At 70.1% G+C, this 19,709-nt stretch carries 19 protein-coding genes and 1 pseudogene; 8 read left to right on the top strand and 12 right to left on the bottom strand.

Annotated elements, in window-relative coordinates; all coding sequences use genetic code 11:
* The first annotated feature begins 115 nt into the window (after positions 1-115).
* Positions 116-1,102 carry a LysR family transcriptional regulator gene (locus AA23TX_RS16800; protein ID WP_155543440.1) on the top strand — a complete coding sequence of 329 codons (987 nt, stop codon included), beginning with the start codon at positions 116-118 and terminating at the stop codon, positions 1,100-1,102.
* Between the two features lie 23 nt (positions 1,103-1,125).
* On the opposite strand, the gene AA23TX_RS16795 is transcribed toward AA23TX_RS16800, so the two are convergent.
* On the bottom strand, positions 1,126-1,719 hold the full coding sequence (locus AA23TX_RS16795) for a TetR/AcrR family transcriptional regulator (RefSeq protein WP_155543439.1): 594 nt from the start codon (positions 1,717-1,719) through the stop codon (positions 1,126-1,128).
* 147 nt (positions 1,720-1,866) lie between these two features.
* Here AA23TX_RS16795 and AA23TX_RS16790 point away from each other — a divergent pair, with 147 nt between their 5' ends.
* Positions 1,867-2,802 (top strand): ABC-2 transporter permease, encoded by a 936-nt coding sequence (locus AA23TX_RS16790; RefSeq protein ID WP_230862531.1) that lies wholly within the window; start codon positions 1,867-1,869, stop codon positions 2,800-2,802.
* Positions 2,803-3,043: 241 nt separating this feature from the next.
* On the opposite strand, the gene AA23TX_RS16785 is transcribed toward AA23TX_RS16790, so the two are convergent.
* Positions 3,044-3,877: a PhzF family phenazine biosynthesis protein gene (locus tag AA23TX_RS16785; protein ID WP_155543437.1), complete on the bottom strand. Its 834-nt coding sequence runs from the start codon at positions 3,875-3,877 to the stop codon at positions 3,044-3,046.
* A 259-nt stretch (positions 3,878-4,136) separates the two neighbouring features.
* Here AA23TX_RS16785 and AA23TX_RS16780 point away from each other — a divergent pair, with 259 nt between their 5' ends.
* Together AA23TX_RS16780 and AA23TX_RS16775 are read left to right on the top strand one after the other, a co-directional pair.
* A complete protein-coding gene (locus AA23TX_RS16780; protein ID WP_155543436.1) occupies positions 4,137-5,054 on the top strand; it encodes a helix-turn-helix domain-containing protein in 918 nt (305 codons plus the stop codon).
* A 60-nt stretch (positions 5,055-5,114) separates the two neighbouring features.
* On the top strand, positions 5,115-6,236 hold the full coding sequence (locus AA23TX_RS16775) for a zinc-dependent alcohol dehydrogenase family protein (RefSeq protein ID WP_230862530.1): 1,122 nt from the start codon (positions 5,115-5,117) through the stop codon (positions 6,234-6,236).
* 117 nt (positions 6,237-6,353) lie between these two features.
* On the opposite strand, the gene AA23TX_RS16770 is transcribed toward AA23TX_RS16775, so the two are convergent.
* Genes AA23TX_RS16770 through AA23TX_RS16760 form a run of 3 tightly spaced genes read right to left on the bottom strand, consistent with a single transcriptional unit; the run spans position 6,354 to position 10,275 of the window.
* Entirely contained in the window at positions 6,354-8,693 is a 2,340-nt protein-coding gene (locus AA23TX_RS16770; RefSeq protein ID WP_155543435.1) for a xanthine dehydrogenase family protein molybdopterin-binding subunit, read from the bottom strand.
* Positions 8,690-9,679 carry an FAD binding domain-containing protein gene (locus tag AA23TX_RS16765; protein WP_155543434.1) on the bottom strand — a complete coding sequence of 330 codons (990 nt, stop codon included), beginning with the start codon at positions 9,677-9,679 and terminating at the stop codon, positions 8,690-8,692. The genes AA23TX_RS16770 and AA23TX_RS16765 overlap by 4 nt, the downstream gene beginning before the upstream one ends.
* Positions 9,676-10,275 (bottom strand): (2Fe-2S)-binding protein, encoded by a 600-nt coding sequence (locus tag AA23TX_RS16760; protein WP_155543433.1) that lies wholly within the window; start codon positions 10,273-10,275, stop codon positions 9,676-9,678. Before AA23TX_RS16760 ends, AA23TX_RS16765 begins: the two co-directional genes overlap by 4 nt.
* 41 nt (positions 10,276-10,316) lie before the next feature.
* On the opposite strand from AA23TX_RS16760, the gene AA23TX_RS16755 reads away from it, so the two are divergent.
* The gene (locus AA23TX_RS16755; protein WP_155543432.1) at positions 10,317-10,928 is read left to right on the top strand and encodes a TetR/AcrR family transcriptional regulator; all 612 of its coding nucleotides are present in this window, start codon (positions 10,317-10,319) and stop codon (positions 10,926-10,928) included.
* 311 nt (positions 10,929-11,239) lie between these two features.
* Here AA23TX_RS16755 and AA23TX_RS16750 read toward each other — a convergent pair whose 3' ends face one another.
* The 7 genes and pseudogenes from AA23TX_RS16750 to AA23TX_RS50740 form a co-directional block, all read right to left on the bottom strand.
* Positions 11,240-12,181, bottom strand: a complete 942-nt coding sequence (locus AA23TX_RS16750) for a LysR substrate-binding domain-containing protein (RefSeq protein ID WP_155543431.1) — start codon at positions 12,179-12,181, stop codon at positions 11,240-11,242.
* A 57-nt stretch (positions 12,182-12,238) separates the two neighbouring features.
* On the bottom strand, positions 12,239-13,246 hold the full coding sequence (locus AA23TX_RS16745) for an amidohydrolase family protein (RefSeq protein WP_155543430.1): 1,008 nt from the start codon (positions 13,244-13,246) through the stop codon (positions 12,239-12,241).
* A 4-nt stretch (positions 13,247-13,250) separates the two neighbouring features.
* Entirely contained in the window at positions 13,251-13,778 is a 528-nt protein-coding gene (locus AA23TX_RS16740; RefSeq protein WP_155543429.1) for a 3-hydroxyanthranilate 3,4-dioxygenase, read from the bottom strand.
* A complete protein-coding gene (locus tag AA23TX_RS16735) occupies positions 13,775-14,215 on the bottom strand; it encodes a RidA family protein (RefSeq protein WP_155543428.1) in 441 nt (146 codons plus the stop codon). The genes AA23TX_RS16740 and AA23TX_RS16735 overlap by 4 nt, the downstream gene beginning before the upstream one ends.
* The gene (locus tag AA23TX_RS16730) at positions 14,212-15,021 is read right to left on the bottom strand and encodes a 2-keto-4-pentenoate hydratase (protein ID WP_155543427.1); all 810 of its coding nucleotides are present in this window, start codon (positions 15,019-15,021) and stop codon (positions 14,212-14,214) included. The genes AA23TX_RS16735 and AA23TX_RS16730 overlap by 4 nt, the downstream gene beginning before the upstream one ends.
* A complete protein-coding gene (locus AA23TX_RS50745) occupies positions 15,018-15,488 on the bottom strand; it encodes an aldehyde dehydrogenase family protein (RefSeq protein ID WP_277875408.1) in 471 nt (156 codons plus the stop codon). Before AA23TX_RS50745 ends, AA23TX_RS16730 begins: the two co-directional genes overlap by 4 nt.
* Before the next feature lie 115 nt (positions 15,489-15,603).
* A pseudogene (locus tag AA23TX_RS50740) lies at positions 15,604-16,497 on the bottom strand (aldehyde dehydrogenase family protein); the annotation flags it as partial.
* A 341-nt stretch (positions 16,498-16,838) separates the two neighbouring features.
* Here AA23TX_RS50740 and AA23TX_RS16720 point away from each other — a divergent pair.
* Genes AA23TX_RS16720 through AA23TX_RS16710 form a run of 3 tightly spaced genes read left to right on the top strand, consistent with a single transcriptional unit; the run spans position 16,839 to position 19,698 of the window.
* Positions 16,839-17,555, top strand: a complete 717-nt coding sequence (locus tag AA23TX_RS16720; protein ID WP_196425351.1) for an alpha/beta hydrolase — start codon at positions 16,839-16,841, stop codon at positions 17,553-17,555.
* The gene (locus tag AA23TX_RS16715; protein ID WP_155543425.1) at positions 17,552-18,805 is read left to right on the top strand and encodes an MFS transporter; all 1,254 of its coding nucleotides are present in this window, start codon (positions 17,552-17,554) and stop codon (positions 18,803-18,805) included. Before AA23TX_RS16720 ends, AA23TX_RS16715 begins: the two co-directional genes overlap by 4 nt.
* Positions 18,802-19,698, top strand: coding sequence for an MBL fold metallo-hydrolase (locus tag AA23TX_RS16710; protein ID WP_155543424.1), 897 nt, complete (start codon positions 18,802-18,804; stop codon positions 19,696-19,698). Before AA23TX_RS16715 ends, AA23TX_RS16710 begins: the two co-directional genes overlap by 4 nt.
* The last annotated feature ends 11 nt before the right edge of the window (positions 19,699-19,709 follow it).

Below are 19,709 nucleotides of genomic sequence, written 5' to 3'. Positions count from 1 at the left end.
AGCTCGATCTGCCGATGGGTGGTATCGACCCGCTCTATCCCGGGTCCCGCTTGCCGTCGCCGGGCCGGGTGTGTAGTCATGGCGCTGTGAACGAACCCACGACCGCAGGCCACCCGTGAAGGAGCTGAAGAACCTCAACCTGAACCTGCTCGTGCACCTGGACGCGCTGCTCGCCCAGCGCAGTGTCTCCGGCGCGGCCCAGCAGCTCGGGTTGAGCCAGCCGACGGTGTCGTCCGCGCTGGCCAGGCTCCGCCGGCACTTCGGTGACGAGCTGCTGGCGCGCCAGGGAAGCAGATACGTGCTCACCCCGCTGGCCGCGGCCCTGCAACCCCTCGTCACCGACGCGGTCACCAGCAGCGAGCGGGTCTTCCTCGGCCGCGCGGGGTTCGACCCGGTACGCACCCGTCGCCAGTTCGTCGTCCTGACGAGTGATTTCTGGCTCGAGGCAGTCGGCCCGTCGATCAGCCGGCTCCTCAGCGAGGCCGCGCCGGCGTCATCCGTCCGGTTCGACCTGCTGCGCATCGCCGACCTCGACGATGCCCTCGAGACCTTGCGCACCCTCGACGGCATCCTGCTGCCGCACGGAGCCCTGCCGGAGGCACCGCACGTGGATCTGCTGACCACCGAATGGCGGGCGCTGGTCGACGCTCGCAATGACCGGGTCGGAACGGTCCTCGACCGCGACACGCTCGCAGCTCTCCCGTGGGTGCTCTACGCCGACCGGTCCACGGCGACAGCGGCGCTCGTGAGCTCCACGATCATGCGCCAGCTGGTACTGGCCGGGCTCGACCCCCGCGTCGAGGTCACGGTCGGGACGTTTTCGGGCGTGCCGTCCTTCGTCCGGGGCACCGATCGGGTCGCGGTCGTCCACAAATCCCTCGCACTGCGCGCGGAATTGACCCTGGGCCTGCGCTCGTTGCCCCTTCCGATGGCTTTCGACGCACTCACGCTGGCGTTCTGGTGGCACCCGCGCCACACCAACGACCACGCCCACCGGTGGTTCAGGTCGTTGACGAGGTCAGCCGCCGGGCTGGTCGCCGCCGACACCTCGGGTTTCGAACTCGCCCCGGCCACGGAGGAATCCCTCGGGGACGGAGGGTAGGTCGACCAGTTCCCCCGGTCACATCAACTGCCGACAGCTGTGAGACGCCGTGCCGCCTGCACGACGGCCTCCCGGCGCCGAGCCGGCGAGTCGTCGTCTTGCCCGGTCGCGAGCATGCGAGCCATCTGTGGTGTCGCCCACCACTGGACAGCCAGCGCGATGAGCAGGAAGACAAGATGAGCGGGGGCGATCGACGAGTCGATCAGCCCGGCCCGCTGGGCCTCGGCCACCGCACGAGCCTTGCCCACGTACAGCCCGGTTCGTTCAGCTTCGTCCTGGACGGCGCCCGTATCGGCAAGGCCCTCCCACAGGACGAGCCGGGCAACATCCGGGTGTTCTTTCAAGTAGTCGAACGAGAGTCCGGCGAAGTCCGCCAAGTCGTCCGGGCCCGCCACCTGACGCAGAGGCACGTCTTCGGCGAGCTTGTCCAGTTCGTACCGGACCACTTTCGAAAACAGCACCGCCTTGTCGCCGTAGTACTTGTAGACCCGTTCCCGGTTCACCTCAGCACGCTTGGCGATCCTGTCGATCGTCGTCCCAGCGGCTCCGAACTGCGAAAACTCGGCGAGCGCAGCTTCCTGAATCCTGCGCTTCGTACCTTCGACGTCCCAAGCCATGGCGCAACCATACTCCAACACCAGTGTTGCCGATCCGGCGTTCCGGGAGTACGTTGACCAAAGTTCCAACACTAGCGTTGGAGTTCTCATCGGAGCGTCGTGAACAGATCGAGTGCGTTCGTCAGGTCCCCCTTCTACCCCGCAACCGTGCTGGCCCTCATCCTGACCGCGACGGCCGGTTTGTTCGTCGGCTCCTACACGACCTTCCTGGCTGCGCCCGCTCCGCATCACATCCCACTCGCCGTCCTCGCGCCCGCCGGAGCCGACCGGTCTCTCGACGAGACGCTGGACGCGCTGCTCGACGGAGCGCTGGAGCAGCAGGCGATGCCAGACCGGACCGCGGCCCGTCAGGCAATTCTGGAGCAGCGGGTCTTCGGGGTGCTCGAGTACCGGGCAACCGGCATCCCCGCCCGGCTGGAGCTCTCCGGCGCATCGGGCCCCTCGGTCGCACAGCTGCTGTCCGAGCGCGCTCCTCGCGCTGCGGTGGCAAGCGGCACCGCGGTCGAGATCGACGACCTCAGTCCGCTGCAGGAGGGCGATCCCCGCGGCCTGGCGATCTTCTACATGACCCTGGCCGCAGTGATCATCGGGTTCATCGGATCGATGTTGTACGACGTCCACGCGCCACGCCTCGCGCCCGGGGAGCGCATCGGATTCCTCGCCGTCACCGCCACCTCGGGCGGGCTCGCGATCACGGCCGTGGTGAGCCTGCTCGTCGGCGCACTCGACCTGCCCTTCCTCTCGTCGTGGCTGATCTTGTCCCTGACGATGTTCGCCGCCGCAGTCACCTGCACCATGTTCAGCACGCTCTTCGGACGTTGGGGCATGCTGCCGACCTGGGCGGTGATGGTCCTGCTCGGCAATCCCTCGTCCGGCGGCACGGTGTCGGCCGCCTTGCTGCCGACAACTCTCGGCGACCTCGGCCGGTGGCTTCCACCGGGCGCGTCGATCAGTGCCCACCACACGGCCGTCTACTTCCCCGGCCACCAGAGCGCGTTCCCGTACCTCGTGCTGACCGGCTGGGTCGTCGCCTCGTGCGTGGTGTTCTGGAGGCTCCGGCACCGCCACCCCGGCGGACGCTGAACCGACCAGCTCGCCGCCGACGCGGACCAGGTCGCCGATGGCCACGAGCAACTCGCCGCCACCGTCGTGCCGCCGGCCAACCGCATCATCACCGCGATCGATGCCCTGCCCTCGGCGCAGAGCGCCGCCCAGCAGTTCCGCCGCCTGGCCGACGACTGCACCGCGGGCGACGGCTCGGCCTCCTTCTGCCGCGACCCCCGCCAAACCGCGGACCGCCGGCTCGCAGAAGAAGGCCCGGAACCTAGTGCCACTGCCCGGTGATGCCGAGTGCCGTGCGGCCTCCGACCCAGATCTCGCCGTCGTGGTGGGAAAGGTGGATTCGGCCCCGGCGCTGAAGTGCCGCGCCCTGCGTGGCGGTGTACCGCGCGGGGGCGCCGCCCGCTGGAATCAGCCACTGCGCGACAGCCGCGTTGAGGCTGCCGGTGACCGGGTCCTCCTCCCAGCGGGTGCCCTCGTCGGTGAACGCCCGGACCTCGAACAGCGCCTCGCTTCCCGCCGGGTGCGGCCCGACGACGCCGACGGCGGAAAATCCGCTCAAACGTCCGTAGTCGGGAGTGATGGCCAGGACGGCTTCCGCGGAAGCGAGCAGGACGACAACCCACCCGGGGCCGTTGTCGGCCCACCGGGCCGCCGTGATCTGTTCCGGTTCGATGCGCAGCCCGGCGGCAAGAGCACGCAGCTCGTAGTCGGTCACGGGGGCGTCGCGCAGCAGCGGCGGCGCAGCGAACCACAAGAGGTCGGCCTCGGAGCGTATGTGGACCGGGCCGGCGCCGCACTGCTGCTCGATCCGGCCGGCTCGGCCGGGGGTGTTGCCGGCCGCCAGCCAGGCGCGTGCCGCTCCGAGGGTGGCGTGGCCGGCGAAGGGCAGTTCGCGGCTGATGGTGAAGATCCGGAGGCGGTAGTCGGCCGAGGGGTGCGTCGGTGTGAGGAGGAACGTGGTTTCGGCCAGGTTGGTCCACCGCGCGATGGCCGCCATGTCGGTGGTGCTCAGGTCGTCGGCGTTGTGCACGACGGCGACGGGATTGCCGTAGGGGAACTCGTCGGCGAAGACGTCTACCTGGTGGAACAGCCGCATGACGCCAGCTTACGAGAAGGTTCGGTGACCGGAAGTGCCGGTGGCCGCGATCATCGGGTCAGCGTGGTGGAGTCCGTTGGGGTGGACCAGTTCCCCAGCTGATCGAGCACGGCGTTCCGTCGACACTCCACTGTGGAATCGCCGGACGCGGACGAAAGCCGGCAGCACAGTGTCCCCTCATGCCGCGTCGCCCGGCAGCGCTGATGGTCACCCTCTCAGGGTGTGTCAGGTTCGGGGAGGGTTGCCTACTGTGGGAAACATGCACCACCTCGACGCCGACAACCCGCTGGGCGAGTTCCTGAGGGCCAGGCGAGCGCTACTGGACCCGGTGGCGCAAGGGCTGCCGGACCAGGGTCGCCGACGGGTGTCGGGGCTCAGGCGCGAGGAGGTCGCGTTCCTCGCCGGGGTGAGCCCGTACTACTACGCACGACTGGAACAGGGGCGCGATCGCAACCCGTCCGCAGCCGTGCTCGACGCGATCGCGCGAGCGCTGCAACTGGACGACGCCGGGTCGGCGCACTTGCGGCAGCTTGCCACGGCCCCGCCTCCGCGGCGGCGACGTGCGCACCGGCCGGAAAAGGTACGTACCGGTCTCGCCCGGCTGGTGGAAAGCTGGACCGCCAATCCCGCGGTGGTGATCGGCAGGTACCGCGACGTGCTGGCCGCCAACGAGCTCGCGGTGCTGCTCAACGAAGGATTCACCCCCGGCCGGAACCTCATGCGTGACGTGTTCCTCGACCCCGCCGCGCGCGAGATCTACCCGGACTGGAACACGATCGCGCACAGTGTGGTCGCGAGCGTCCGGTCCACGGCCGGCACCGGCCCCGACGACCCGCGCCTGACCGAGCTGATCGGCGAGCTGTCGCTGAAAAGCGCGGAATTCCGCACGATGTGGGCACGCCACGATGTGCACGAGCGGACTGATGGCACGAAGCGTTACAACAATCCCTTCGTCGGCGAGATCACGGTGAACTACCAATCCCTCTCCGTGACGGGGTCGGTGGGGCAGACGCTGTACCTCTACTCGGCGGCCCCGGGCTCCGCGGCAGAACAGTCGCTGGCCCTGCTCGCCGGCATGGCCGGCCGCCACGAAACCACCCACGCCGCCCCGATCGAACCCGATCGGCAGAACAGCGACAGCGATACGACGGGCCAGAGAACGTCCAAGCCGAACTGAGGTCTGCGGTCGGCGGCCGCCAGGCGGCTCCGGCTGGTCGCGCGGGATGCCGGTATCGCCTTGCCGGTCAGCGTCACCGCATCGGGTGCCGGACCGGACAGTTCCGTACTCGATGCGATCGACCACGCGCCAAACCGGGAAACACGACGGGGAGCTTTGATGACGGAGACCATGCGGCGCTGGGAAATGGACGACATCGGCCGCGATCGGCTGGAACTCAGGCACGTTCCGATTCCCCAGCCACAGCGGGGCGAAGTTCTGGTGCAGGTGGCGGCCGTCGCACTCAACTACCGCGACAAGATGGTCACCGAAAGCGGGCGGGGGTTGCCGCTCTCCTTTCCGTTCACCCCCGGGTCCGACCTGTCGGGAACAGTGGTGGCGACCGGCGACGAGGTCACCCGCTTCGCCATCGGCGAGCACGTGATCTCCACCTTCACCCCGGACTGGATCGACGGCCGCCGCCACGGCGACGCCCGGACGCCGTCCTACCGGACCCTCGGTGGTCACTACCCGGGCGTCCTGGCGGAGTACGTGGCCTTGCCGGCGGAATGGTTCGTCCACGCGCCGGGAACGCTCGCACACGCGGAAGCCAGCACGTTGCCGTGCGCCGGGCTGACCGCGTGGTTCGCGCTCGCCGAACGTGGTGGAGTGCGGGCCGGCGACACGGTGCTGGTCGAGGGGACCGGCGGGGTGTCGCTGTTCGGGATCCAGCTCGCGAAGGCGCTGGGGGCCGAGGTCATCGTGTCCGGCAGCGCCCACAAGCTGCCGCGCGCCGCGGAACTCGGCGCCGACCACTGCGTCGACCGCACGCGTGAGGACTGGATCGAGGCCATCCTCGAGATCACCGACGACCGCGGCGCGGACCACATCCTCGAAGTGGTGGGCGGGGCGCATCTCGGAAAGGCCGTCCAGACCGCGGCGGTCGGTGGGACGATCTACCAGATCGGCGCGCTGGAGGGCTTTGACGTGACTGCTCCCGTGATGCCCCTGATGCTCAAAGACATCACCGTCCAGGGCATCGGAACCGGCCATCGCCGCGCGCTGGAAGACCTCGTCCGAGCCGTCGACCGTACCGGCCTGAAGCCGGTGATCGACGAGCGCTACCCGCTCACCGAGCTGCCCGCGGCACTCGACCACCTCGACCGCGGCGCCTTCGGCAAGGTCGTCGTCGAAGTGGCCTGACCCGGCGATCGAGTCCGGATGCACCACGCCCGGTCGTGAGGGGCGACCACGATGCCGGCGAGTTGTCGCCGGAGGCCCGCACGTCCGAGCGAGAGGCCGGAGCGTGGCGGCGTCGGCTCAGACGGTCGATCGTGCTTCCCGGGACTCCGCCTCCAGCGCGGCGAGTCCACTGAGCACTTTGCCCGGTGTGAGGGGCAATTCGCGGAACCGTACTCCGATCGCGTTGTAGACGGCGTTGGCGACGGCGCCGGCGACCCCGACCACGCCGATCTCGCCCACGCCGTGCGCACCCATCGGCGCGAGGGGATCCGGGATGTCCAGCCACACCACGTCGATCGGCGGCACGTCGGCGTGAACCGGTACGTGGTAGTGGGCCAGCGAAGGGTTCATGATTCGTCCCCGCCGGGTGTCGAAGGCTGTCTCCTCGGTCAGGGCCTGGCCCAGTCCCATCACGATGCCGCCGCGGAATTGGCTGGCCGCCGTCTTCGGGTTGAGCACGAGGCCGGTGTCGAAGGAGCCGACCCAGCGGTTGACGCGGACTTCGCCGGTGACGTCGCTGACGCGAACCTCGCAGAACTGGGCGCCGAAGGACTCCATCGAGTGCTTCATCATCTCCAGCGGCAGGGAGCCCGCGCCGACCGCCTCGACGTGGTCGCGTCCCGCTGCCCGGAGCAGCTCACGGTAGGAGATGCCCGGTCCGCCGTCCTTGCGGTAGATGCCCCCGTCGCGTAGTTCGACCTGCCGCGGTCGCGCCCCGGAAATCGGCGACCCCGCTCTGGTCAGCTTGAGGAGTTCTTTGACCAGCTTGTCGACGGCGTCGGTGACCGAGGCGATGATGGCGACGGTCTGCGCGGAACCGCCGGCCGGGATCCCGGCCGGAAGCTCACTGTCGCCGTACTCGAAGCGGACCTGTTCCACTGGAAGGCCCAGCCTCGCCGCGGCGTGCTGCACCTGCACGGTGGGGGTCCCCATGCCCATCTCGTGCGCAGCGGTCCGGACCACGGCGTGGCCGTCGCTGTCGATCCTGACCGACGCCTTCGCGCCGGGCAGCCGGACGTACGGGTAGTTGCACGAGGCGACGCCGTGGCCGATCCACCACTCGCCCTCGCGGTGTGATCGTGGCACCGGGTTCCGCGCGTCCCAGCCGAACCGCGCCGCACCCAGGTCGTAGGCCCGCATGAGGTTGCGCATGGCGAATGGCCTGCCGCTGGAAGGATTTTTGTCCGGCTGCACCCCGCGCCGGAATTCGATCGGGTCCATGCCGAGGCCCTCGGCCACTTCGTCCACGGCGGATTCCAGGGCGAACGATCCGATGGACTCGCCGGGCGCGCGCATGGAGGCGTTCGGCACCATGTTCAGCTCCAGCACCCTCTGGTCGACGACGAAGTTGTCGGCGGCGTAGAGGACCCGCGCGGGGAACGTGAATTGCTCCGCGAACCCGTTGCCGTCGACGCCGATCGTGGTGGTGCCCTCGTGCACGAGAGCGCTCAGCTTGCCGTGACGCGTCGCGGACAGTGCGACGCGTTGCTCGGAAAGCGTGCGCCCGCCGGTGACCCGGAAGACGTCCTCCCGGCTCATCGTGATGCGGACGGGCCTGCCGGACAGCTTCGCCGCGGCGGCGCAGAGCACCTGGTGGTTCCACATCATCTTGTTCCCGAAGCCACCGCCGACGAACTGCGAGACCACCCGGACCTTCTCACGCTCGAGGCCGAACACCTTGGCCAGTCCCATCTGGGTGTGCGTGACGGCCTGCGTGCTGTCCCACACGGTCATGCTGTCGTCACCGTGCCAGGCCACTGCGGTCGCGTGCGGCTCGATGGCGGCGTGGTTGTGCCGTGGCGTCCGGTAGACGTGATCGACCACCACGTCGCCGGTGCGCAGCGCCTCGTCCACGCTGCCCTTCGTCATCCGCGGTCGTTGTCCCTGGACGGCGGCCGGGCGCCGCGCTCGAGACTTCAAGGCGTCGAAGTCCACGCGTGCCGAAGGATCCTCGGCGTAGGTCACCTTCACCAGCGATGCCGCGTGCCGTGCCTGTGCGAGGGTCTCCGCGACCACGACCGCGATCGGTTCCCCATCCCAGCGGACTCGCGCGTCCTGCATCATGGGCGCATCGGTGAACGACGCGCCGGTGAAGCTCATCAGCGTCGGTGCGGGCGACAGTACGGGTGCGTTCCGGTACGTCATCACCAGCACCACGCCGGCCGCTTTCTCCGCGTCGGCCACGGTGATGGACTCGATGCGGCCGCCGGCGATCGTGCTGCACACCATCGCGGCGTGGGTGAGCCCGGGCACCGCGACATCGGCGGTGTACTCCGCTCCACCGGTGACCTTCAGTGGCCCGTCGACCCGGGACAGCGGCGTGCCGGCGAATGCGTCCTTCCGGTCGAGCATCGGATCCGGGGCCCGGTCGGGAAGGGCTCGCGCGACCAGCCCGACCACTCGTTGCATCAGACTCATGACCGGGCCTCCGCACCCGCGAGTTGTTCGAGAGTGGCGACGATGGTGCGCGTCGCCAGTGGAATCGTGTACGCGTTGTCGCGCAGCGGGCTGGCGTCCTCGACCACGGCCTCGGCAGCACGCCGGAACTCGTCGCCGGTGGCACGGGCACCTCGCAACAGCGCCTCGGCCCCGGTCGCCCGCCAGGGTTTCGGTGCGACGCCGCCCAGCGCCAGGCGAGCATCGCGGACCACTCCGTCTTCGATGTCCAGCGCCGCGGCCACCGACACCAGGGCGAACGCGTAGCTGGTGCGTTCCCGCACCTTGCGGTAGGTCGACCGGCGCCCGTAGCTCAGCGGCGGAACCGATACGGAGGTGATCAGCTCGTGCGGGCCGAGGACGTTCTCCACACTGGGCCGGTCCCCGGGAAGTTCGTAGAACTCGAGGAGATCGATGGTCCGCTCACCGCCGGGGCCGAGCACGTGGACGGACGCGTCCAGCGCGGCCAGTGCGACGCACAGGTCGGACGAATGGGTCGCCGCGCAACTCGGAGAGGCTCCCAGGATGGCGTGGTTGCGGTGGTCCCCTTCGACCGCGTCGCAACCGGAGCCCTCGACACGCTTGTTGCACCGGGTCGTCGCATCGTAGAAGTACAGGCAGCGGGTGCGCTGCAGCAGGTTCCCGCCCACCGTCGCCATGTTGCGTATCTGCCCGGACGCGCCGTTGAGGACGGACCTGGAGATCAGCGGGAACCAGGTCCGGACGTCGGGGTGCTCGGCGACCGCGGTGTTCGTGGCACCGGCTCCGAGGACGAGGGTTCCGTCGATGTCACGCCGGATGCCCGTGGAGAGCTCCGAAACGTCCACGAGCCCCGTCGGCTGCTCGACGCCCTCACGCATCAGATCCAGCAGATTGGTTCCGCCCGCGACGTACCGGGCGCGGTGCGTGGTGGCAGCCTCCACCGCGGCCTGCGGATTCGGCGGTCGAAGGTAGGTGAAGGTCTTCACCGTGCCCCCTGACGCTCGGTATCGGCGGGTGCCGCAGCGGCGAAGGTCTCCATGATCGCGTCGACGATCCCGTTGTAGGCGCCGCAGCGGCACAGGTTGCCGCTCATGCGTTCCTGGATCTCCTCGCGACTCCACGACATCTGCGTGGCGGCCACGTCGCCGGTCACTCGGCTGGGCAGTCCGCGGGAGAGCTCGCCCGCCATCCCGATCGCCGAGCAGATCTGCCCCGGCGTGCAGAACCCGCACTGAAAGCCGTCATGCTCGATGAGCGCCTCCTGAAGCGGGTGCAGGTCGTCCTCGGTCCCGACGCCCTCGATGGTCGTGACCTCGCGCCCGTCGACCTTCACCGCCAGCGTGAGGCACGACAGGACTCGCCGGCCGTCGACGAGCACGGTGCACGCGCCACAGCCGCCCTGGTTGCAGCCGATCTTGGTGCCGGTCAGCCCGCGCTCATCGCGGAGCAACTCCGCCAGCGAGCGGCGTGGATCGTCCAACCTCGCGAAGACCGGCTCGCCGTTGATCACCGTGTGGACGTCGCCGTCGCCGGTTCGCGGCCGGCCGGCACCTTTCGACTCGACTGTCTCCGAGACTGCCATGCGAAGACCTCCTGTTCGCGTTGGGTGATGTCCAACGTATCATGTTGATTGATTACTCGATCAATTTGGAGCCGTCGATGCCGGAAGCCGGAAATGCCCGATCCTTGGTGATGCGCAGCCGCATCATCGAAGGCGCTGTCGAGGTGGTGGCCGACGATGGCGTCGCTGCATCCACGGCCGTCATCGCGAAGCGTGTAGGTGTCGCGCAGGGCTCGGTGTTCCATCACTTCGAGACCAAGGCGGGTCTGCTCGACGCGGTCTTCGCCGTGTTGAAGAAGGAGTTGCGCGCGGCGGTGATCGCTGACCTCGACGACGCGCTCCCGCTGGACGACAAGCTGTGGCTCATCTGGCGGCGCTGGACCGACTGGGGGACGCGGAACCCGGCTCGTCGCCGCGCTCTGCTGCTGATCGGCGTGTCGGAGTACGTGAGCAGCCAGACGCGGCAGGAGTCGGAGCTCGAGTCCGTCGTCGGCGTGGAACTCTTCCAGGAGGCGAGTCGTACAGGTGTCTTGCGGCAGCAGCCGATCCGGTTCGTCGGCGCTCTCGTCGAGGCGGTCGCGAATTCGACCATGGACATGATGGCACTCGAGCCCGCCAGGGCCGACGAGTACCGCTTGGCGGGGTACCGCGCCATGCGGAACATGCTTGGCTGACCGGTCACCCAGGCGCGCTGGGGCGGGCGGCCCGGCCGGGACTGAAGGGGACCGTCACGCGCGGATCGAGTCGCACTCGACAGCTGGTTGTTGCGGGTCAAGACGTCGCTGACGCGGGTGAGGGCCTGAGAAGAGGGGCGGGTCTTTCGGTACCGGGCCCGCACCTGCCGCGACGCAACATCGTCGTGCGCGGATTTCCCGTCGACGAGCCCCGCGGCCCTCACCGTGGCGCCCTCCCCCGCGACCTGACACAGCTCCCACCGCGGCGCGGGCCTGAGGGCTGATATACGGCACCTTCGCGCGGCCGGAACTCAGTCGGATCGAGCCGGCTGAGGCTGCACGGAATCCGCGACCGCGACCAGCGACTGCATCATGGCCTCCGAGGCCGGGCTCAGCCGACGGCCGGCCGCCAGCGTGATCCCGACGCGTGCGCCGACGAGGTCGAGCGAGATCGGCAGCGCGGTGAGCCGGGGGTCGCTCGCGCCGATGAGTTCCGGGAGCGCGGCCACCATGTCGGTCTCCACGAGGAGCTGGCGGATGGTGAGGAACGCGGTCGTCTCGACGCGGTCGGGGGGCAGGGAGACGTCGTTGCGGTGGAAGAACTCCTCGAGCTCCGTGCGCAGCGCCGTCTCCACCCCCGGCAGGATCCACGGGTAGGCGATCAGCTCGTCGAGCGGGATCTCGGTGCGTGCCGCGAGCGGGTGGCCGCTGCGCGCGATCACACGGATGGTTTCCGCGTGCAGCGTCTGCTGGATCGTCCCCTCCGGGGGGACCGTCGCCAGGCGACCGACGATGAAGTCGATCTTGCCGGCGACGAGGTCGTCAAGCAGCGCCCCAGGCGTCGCTTCGCGCACGACGATCCTCAGGGCGGGGCGGTCTCGCTTGAGATGGGCGACGGCCCGCGGCAGCAGGAGGTTGGAGCCCGCGAGATGGGTGCCGATGACCACGTGGCCGCGGGTGGCGTCGGCGATCTCCTGGAGGTGCCTGCTCGCCTGGTTCATCTGGGCCAGCGCCGAGCGCGCGTACTCGGTGAAAGCGTCACCGAACTCGGTGGGCCGGATCCCCCGCGGGCCGCGTTCGTAGAGGGTGACGCCGAGGATGCGTTCGAGGTCCTGGAGGCTGCGGGTGACCACGGGCTGGGTGACGTGGAGCGCGGCCGCGGCGCCGACCACGCTCCCCTGACCGGAAAGCGCCTCGACGAGCAGGAGATGGCGGAACTTCAGCCGCCCGTCCAGCATCCGCGGTATTTCCATACGAGGACGGTAGACCGCCTTGCGTCCTAGGGCATAGCCGCACGGCCATGTGTCCCACTATGGACATACCCGCTGGTCGGCGGCCACGCGCCCGACCCAGCGCAGCGCGTTGCCACCGGCGATCGCCTCGCGCTCCGCGGCGCTGAGGAAGTCGGCCTTCCGGAGTACCTGGCCGACGGGCCGTTCGCCCAGCGGGTAGGGGTAGTCGCTACCCAGCATCACGTGGTCCGCGCCGAGGGTGTCGACCAGCGTGCGCAGAGCCACGGGGTCGAAGACGACGCTGTCCACGCTGAACCGGCCGAGATAGGCCGAGGGCGGCAGCTGCGAGGTGGCGATGAGGTCCGGGCGGCGATGCCAGGCGTTCTCCAGGCGCCCCAGCCAGAACGCGAACGACCCGCCGCCGTGCGCGAAACAGATCCGCAGCGAGCCCGGCACCCGGTCGAACACCCCGCCGAGGATCATGGCGAGCACGGAGAGGTGGGTCTCCGCCGGCATCCCGGTCAGCCACCGCGCCATCCAGCGGTCCAACCGCGGCGAGGTGGGCATGTCCCAGGGATGCACGAAGACCGGCGCGCCGCGCGAGGCCGCGTGCTGGAGGAAGGTGACGACGCCTTCCGCGTCGAGGTCCTGGTCGCCGACGTGGTTGCCGATCTCCACCCCGGCGTGCCCGGCGTCCAGGCAGCGGTCGAGTTCGCGGCAGGCCGCGTCGGGGTCCTGCAACGGCACCTGGGCGAACGGGATGAAGCGCTCCCGGTCGGGTGCGCAGATGTCCAGGGCGAGATCGTTGAAGATCCGGCAGACCTTGACCGCCTCGGCACCGCTCAAGTCGTACCCGAAGAACAGCGGTGTGGGCGAGACCACCTGGGCCCGCACCCCGTCGGCCGCCATGTCGGCCAGCCGGGCCGACGCGTCCCAGCAGGCCGAATCGATGGCCCGGAACTCGGTCTCCCCCACCATGATCATCGCCTGGCGTTCGGACTCCACGCGCAGCCAGGGCTGTCCGGGACCGAGGTCCGGCCAGCCGGCCGGGACGTAGTGGGTGTGCACGTCGATGACGTCGGACACCGGATCAGCCCTTACCGGGGTGCAGCGCGCCGCAGTTTCCGCACGTGCGCTGCTCGACGGACGCGTGGAAGGCCTCGAACACCGGCGGCAGGTCGGCGACGATGTCCCGCACCTGCAGCTCCACCGAATGCACCTTCGTGCCGCACTCCCGGCAGAACCAGCCGAACTGCTCCGTCGTGCCCTCGGGGCGGACGCGCTCCACCACGATGCCGATGGATCCTTCCTCCGGGCGCTGCGGTGAGTGCCAGGTGCTGCCGGGCAGCAGCCACATGTCGCCTTCGCCGATGTCCACGCGCCGCGGACCGTCCTCGGTGATCACGTTGACGTGCATAGTGCCCTTGACCTGGTAGAAGTACTCCTCGAACGGCTCGAAGTGGAAGTCGAGCCGCTGGTTGGGACCGCCGACGATCTGCACGATGAAGTCACCGCTGGTGTCCCACATCGCCTTGTTGTTGACCGGTGGCTTCAGCAGGTGCTCGTGCTCGGCGAGCCACTGCGGGAAGTTGAAGACCGGAGGCAGTGACGACGTCATGACTTCTCCTTGGCGGTGCGGCCGGGCCGGCGCACGGCGACGGCCTGGATCTCGATGAGCAGGTACGGGTGGGGAAGCTGGTGGACCGCGACGGTGGTCCGCGTGGGGCCGGAAGCGTCGAAGTACTCGTCCCATACGCGGTTGTAGCCGCCGAAGTCGTTCATGCTGACGAGATAGGCGGTGACCTGGACCAGATCGTCGAGCGTGCAGTCCACGGCGGCGAGGACGTCGCTGATGTTGTCGAGCACGGCCCGGGTCTGCGCCTCGATGTCGAGATCGGTCACCCCCATCGCGTCGGCGCCGGCCCCGGCGAAGGTGTTGTCGGGGCGGCGGCTGCTGGTCCCGGAGACGAACACCAGGTCGCCGACGACCTTGACGTGCGGGAACCGGCCGCGGGGCGTGGCCTTCCCCTCGACCACGAGGGACTTGTCGGTCATCGCTCCTCCGCGGGGATGGTGGTGACGTGAACGGTGCCAAGACCCGCGACGGTCGCGCGGACCGTGACCCCGCCCGGGAGAGCGACCGCGGCGGTCGCCGCCCCGGCCAGCAGCACGGAACCGGCGGGCAGGACGACTCCCTGCGCGGCGGCCATGCGGGCGATCGCCGGCAGGGCGAGCACCGGGTCGCCGAGGATGTCGCTGGTGCTCCCGGTCGCCGCGACCACGTCGTCGATCTCCAGGGTCACCGGCCGCTCGGCGAACCGGACACCGGTGGCGGTGAGATCGGCCGGCTGCCAGGCTCCGATCACGAACCCGGCCGCCGAGGTGTTGTCGGCGACGACGTCGGTGAGGGAGAACCGGAAGTCCGCGTAGCGGCTGTCGATGATCTCCAGCCCGGGGGCGACCGCGTCGACGGCGGCGCGCAGTTCGGCCTCGGGGTCGGCCGAGGCGCGCGCGTCGAACCGCGCACCGAGGCGGAAGGCCACCTCCGGCTCGACGCGCGGGTGGATGTAGTCCGCCAGCGCGACGCTGCCACCGTCGGCGTTTTCGCCGCGCGCGTGCAGCCGGCCGAAGATGACGTCGGAGACGCCCATCTGCCGTGCCTTGGCCTTGCTGGTGAACCCGAGCTTCACACCGACGAGGCGGTCACCGCGAGCCGCCCGCAGCTCGGAGCCGAGTGCCTGCACGCGGTAGGCGTCGTCCAGGGTGAGGGCGGCGGTCCGGCTCAGCTGCGCGATGGCCAGCCTGGAGGTGACGGCCTCATCGAGCGCCGAGGCGTACCGGGAAAGAGTCGATCCGGTCATAGGGCCACGCACACATTCGTCGTCTCGGTGTAGAAGTGCAGCGAGTGCTTCCCGCCCTCGCGCCCGATGCCGGAGCGGCCCGTCCCGCCGAAGGGGGCGCGCAGGTCGCGCAGGTACCAGGTGTTGACCCAGGAAAGGCCGACGTTCATCGCCTGCGCCACCCGGTGGGCCCGGGTCAGATCGCTGGTCCACACCGAAGCGGCCAGCCCGTATTCGGTGTCGTTCGCCAAACCGATCGCGTCCTCTTCGGTGTCGAAGGGGATCAGCGCGGCGACCGGACCGAAGACTTCCTCGCGCACGGTACGACAGGAATTGTCCAGGCCGGTCCACACCGTCGGTTCGATCCAGGCGCCGCGCGCCAGGTCCTCGCCGAGATCGGGGATGCCGCCCCCGGCAAGGACTTCGGCACCTTCCTGAACGGCGAGGTCGAGGTATGAGAGCACCTTGGCCCGGTGTCCCCGGGAGATCAGCGGGCCGGTCGTCGTGCCGGGGTCGTGCGGACGGCCGAGGCTCAGTCCCCGGGGCCCGCTCGGCGATCCCGGCCGCGAGCTCGTCGAAGAGGCCGCGCTGGACGTAGACCCGCTCGGTGCACAGGCAGACCTGGCCGGTGTTCAGGAACAGCGACCGGGTCAGCCCGTCGAGGGTCCGCTCCACCGGGGAATCGTCGAAGACGACGGCCGCGTTCTTGCCGCCCAGTTCGAAGGAGACGGGCACCACGCGTGGGGCGACCTCCTTCATGATCGTCGCCCCCGTCGAGGACTCACCGGTGAAGGTGACGCCGTCGACCCCCGAGTGCTGGGTGAGGAACTCCCCCGCCGAGCCCGGGCCGAAGCCGTGGACGACGTTGTACACGCCGTTCGGCGCGCCCGCCTCGGCGATGACCTCCGCCAGCAGGGTCGCCGTCGACGGAGTCTCATCGGACGGCTTGACCACCACGGCGTTGCCACAGGCCAGCGCCGGGGCGACCTTCCAGGTCAGCAGCAGCAGCGGAAGGTTCCAGGGCACGATGACGGCCACGACGCCGAGTGGCCGGCGCACCGCGTAGTTGAGGGCACTGCGGCCCCCGCCCGTGTCGGTCAGGTACGAATCGAGACCGGCGGCGGAGATCGTGTCGGCGAAGGACCGGAAGTTCGCCGCCGCGCGGGCCACGTCCAGTTCGCGGGCCAGCGCCACCGGCTTACCGGTGTCCCGGATCTCGGCGGTCACGAACTCTTCGAAACGCGCCTCGATCCCGTCGGCGATCCGCCTCAGCAGGGCGGCTCTGTCCCGGTCGGTGCTGAGGCCCCAGCGGCCGTCGAAGGCCCGGCGCGCGGCCCGGACGGCGGCGTCCACCGTCTCCCGCCCGGCCTCGTGCACCACGGCGACGCGGGCCCCGTCGACCGGGCTGATCTTGTCGAACGTGTCCGCACCGTCGACGAAGCTTCCGTCGACGAAGTTCCGGAGCTGAACGACTTCGGGGGGCGGATCGGCACTCATAAGGGCACCGTACGGTCGGCTTTCCATGCCCGTCCAATACCGATCCGTGGCCGGGTCATAGCCGAACGGGCATAGCCTCCGGTATGACCGGACGGCCATAGGTGCCGGCGAAGTAGGCATTACCCGAGGTGCCGCGGGCCTGGTGAAGATACGGATCACTGCATGACCGGAGCCGCCAGCGCGCCGGCGATGACGAGGAGGACCCCATGGCCGCAGGCCCTGCCGTCCGTCCGGCGGACACCAGTGAGTTCTTCACTTGTCAGCACCCGGAGGACTACCACCCTGACTGGCCGGGCTTCTACCGGCAAGCCGCAAGCTCCCGGCAGGAATTGCGTTCACGGGTGCCCCATGACGTCGACCTCCAGTACGGACCCGACGCCCACCAGCTGGTGAACGTCTACCACCCAGGATCCGGCGACCGGCCGGTCATCGTGTACTTCCACGGCGGCCGCTGGCGCGAGGGCCACCCGGCCTACTACGACCACCTCGCCGCCCCCTGGGTGGACGCCGGCGCGGTCTTCCTGTCCTGCGGCTACCGGCTCGAACCGCGCCACACCATCGCCGACGCCGTCGCGGACGCGGCCGCGGCGGTGGAGTGGGCACGCGCGAACGCCACCCGGTACGGGGGTGACCCGGACCGCATCACCGTGGCCGGGCACTCCGCGGGCGGCCATCTCGCCGCGATGGTCACGCTGACCGACAGCTCCCCCGGCCCGGTGGCGGGCACCGTGTGCATGAGTGCGCCCACCGATCTGCGGGGAATCGTCGAAGACCCGGCGCAGGCCCGGCGGCTCAGCCCCGCACTGCGGGTGAGCCGCGCCCCCGAGCGGGTGGTGATCTCCTTCGGGGATCCGGAGCCCAACCGCAAGGCGGACGACGACTTCTGGCTGACCCGCCAGGGACGGCTGCTCGCCGACGCCCTGACCGACGCGGGCCGGCCGCCGGTGACCGTGACGCTGACCGGGACCGACCACATCGGCACCGCCACCGCCTTCGCCGACCCGACGTCGGAGCTGTTCGAAGCCGCGCACCAGGTGGTTTTCGGAGGCACCCGATGACCGGCCACGAGAACACGGGTTTTCGCGGGATGCGCTTCGGCGTGGTGGGCCTCGCCTTCCTCGCGGTGCTGCTCGACGGTTTCGACTCCGCGTCGCTCTCCTTCGTCCTGCCCTCCCTGGCGCGGCATTGGGGCGTCGCCTCGGCCGGCTTCACCCCGGCGGTGGTGCTGACCAACATCGGCGTGGTGCTCGGCTACCTCGCCTCGGGCCGGCTCGCGGTGCGGCTGGGCCTGCGGCGGATGCTGATCACCGGGACCGTGCTGTTCGCCGCGGGCTCGCTGGCCACCGCCCTGGTGCTTCCCCTGCAGTCACTGACCGCCCTGAGCGCGGTCCGGCTGAGCACCGGGCTCGGGCTCGGCGTGGTCCTGCCCGGCGCCGTCTCCCTCGCCACCGCGCACCACCCGGCCGGGCAACGGCAGACGGTCTCCGTCACGGTCACCCTCGGACTCGCCTTCGGCGGAACGGTCGCCGGTGTCTTCGGCGGCAGCCTGCTGGCGTCGGTCGGGGCCACCGGGGTGTTCTGGATCGGCGGCGGACTGCCGCTGCTGCTGGCCGTGGTGATGGGCCGGTGGCTGCCGGCGGCGCCGGTGTCCGTGACCACGGACAGCACGGCGGCCGCGGCGCGCGTCGGAGCGCTGTTCGCCCCCGGACTGCGCGCCGCCACCCTGCTGCTGTGGAGCTTCGCCTTCCTGGTCTTCATCGCCAGCTACACCCTCCAGTCCTGGGTGCCCACCTTGCTTACGGGGTACGGCTTCTCCGCCTCGCAGGCCCCGATCGGCCTCGCCTTCCTGAGCTTCGGCGGAGTCATCGGTGGAGTCGTGCTCCTCCTGCTGGCCGCCCGCAAGGGAATCACGTTCGCCCTGATGGTGATGCCGGCGATCGGCGCGGTGTCGATGGTCGTCGCGGCCACGGTCGGGACGGACCACACCGCGCTGCTGCTCGCCCTCGCCGGTTCCGGTGCGGGCGTCACGGCCGGTCAGATCGGTCAGCTGACCCTCGCGGTGGCGATGTACTCGCCGGCCACCAGGACCTCCGGAGTGGGCTGGGCCGCGGCACTGGGCCGGGTCGGCTCGATCGTGGGCCCGGCCACGGCGGGGGTTCTGCTCGCGCTTTCGCTCCCCGGCGACGAAATCGTGTTGCTGACCGCCATTCCGGTGGTGGTGGCGGCCGTGAGCGCGGCGGTGCTGTGGCGCCTGCCCCGCGCGGCCGGGGACGTGGCGCGGAAAGAGCGGGACGTGGTGGGGCGATGAGCGGCTGGTTCGATCTCGGTGACGTCGCGGTGGTTCCGATCGTGGAGACACCGCGGCTGCTCATCGATCCGGCGGAGTTCTTCCCCGGACACCCCGGCGTGCCCACCGGCTGGGCCGCCGAGGCGCCCTGGTCCGAACCAGGACAGCTGGTCTTCACCATGCAGGCCTTCCTGGTCGTCACGCCGCACGAGCGGATCCTCGTCGACGCCTGTGTCGGCGACGGGAAGCCCCGGGCCAGGCCGGAGTTCGACCGCCTGGACAGTGGCTGGTGGCAACGGTTCTCGGCGACCGGACTGTCCGCCGGCGACGTGTCCACAGTGGTCTTCAGCCACCTGCACGTGGACCACGTCGGCTGGGCGACGCGGTGGTCGGACGGGCACTGGCGACCCGCCTTCCCGAAGGCGCGGCACGTTCTGACCGCACCGGAGTACGACTACTGGCGATCCCCGGCGGGCGCCGCGGCGATGACCCGGACCGGCGACTACCTGGCCGACAGCATCGAACCGGTCGCCGAGGCGGGACTGCTGGATCTGACGCCCCCGGACGCCGAGCTCGGCCCCCACGTGCGGCTGTGCCCGGCACCGGGTCACACCCCGGGCAACACGGCCGTCCTGGTCACCGGCTCCCGGGCCCGGCTGCTGCTCACCGGCGACATCCTGCACCACCCGCTCCAGCTGATGGACCCGGACACCAGCACCCGGTACTGCGTCGACCCCGAGCTCTCGGCGCGCACCCGCAGGCGGACGCTGGACTGGTTGGCCGACACCGGAACCGCGATGATCCCCGCGCACTTCGCCGCCCCTTCCGCCGGCCGCGTCGACCGCCACGGCTCCGGGTTCACCTTCGCCCCCGCGGTCGATCTTCACCGCCGCGAAGCCTGGCCACCTCGATGACCTGGCTCCAC

It is taken from the genome of Amycolatopsis camponoti (assembly GCF_902497555.1).
Lineage (GTDB): Bacteria > Actinomycetota > Actinomycetes > Mycobacteriales > Pseudonocardiaceae > Amycolatopsis > Amycolatopsis camponoti.
The sequence above is the reverse complement of the archived record's forward strand: the minus strand, read 5'-3'. Positions and strand labels throughout refer to the sequence as shown.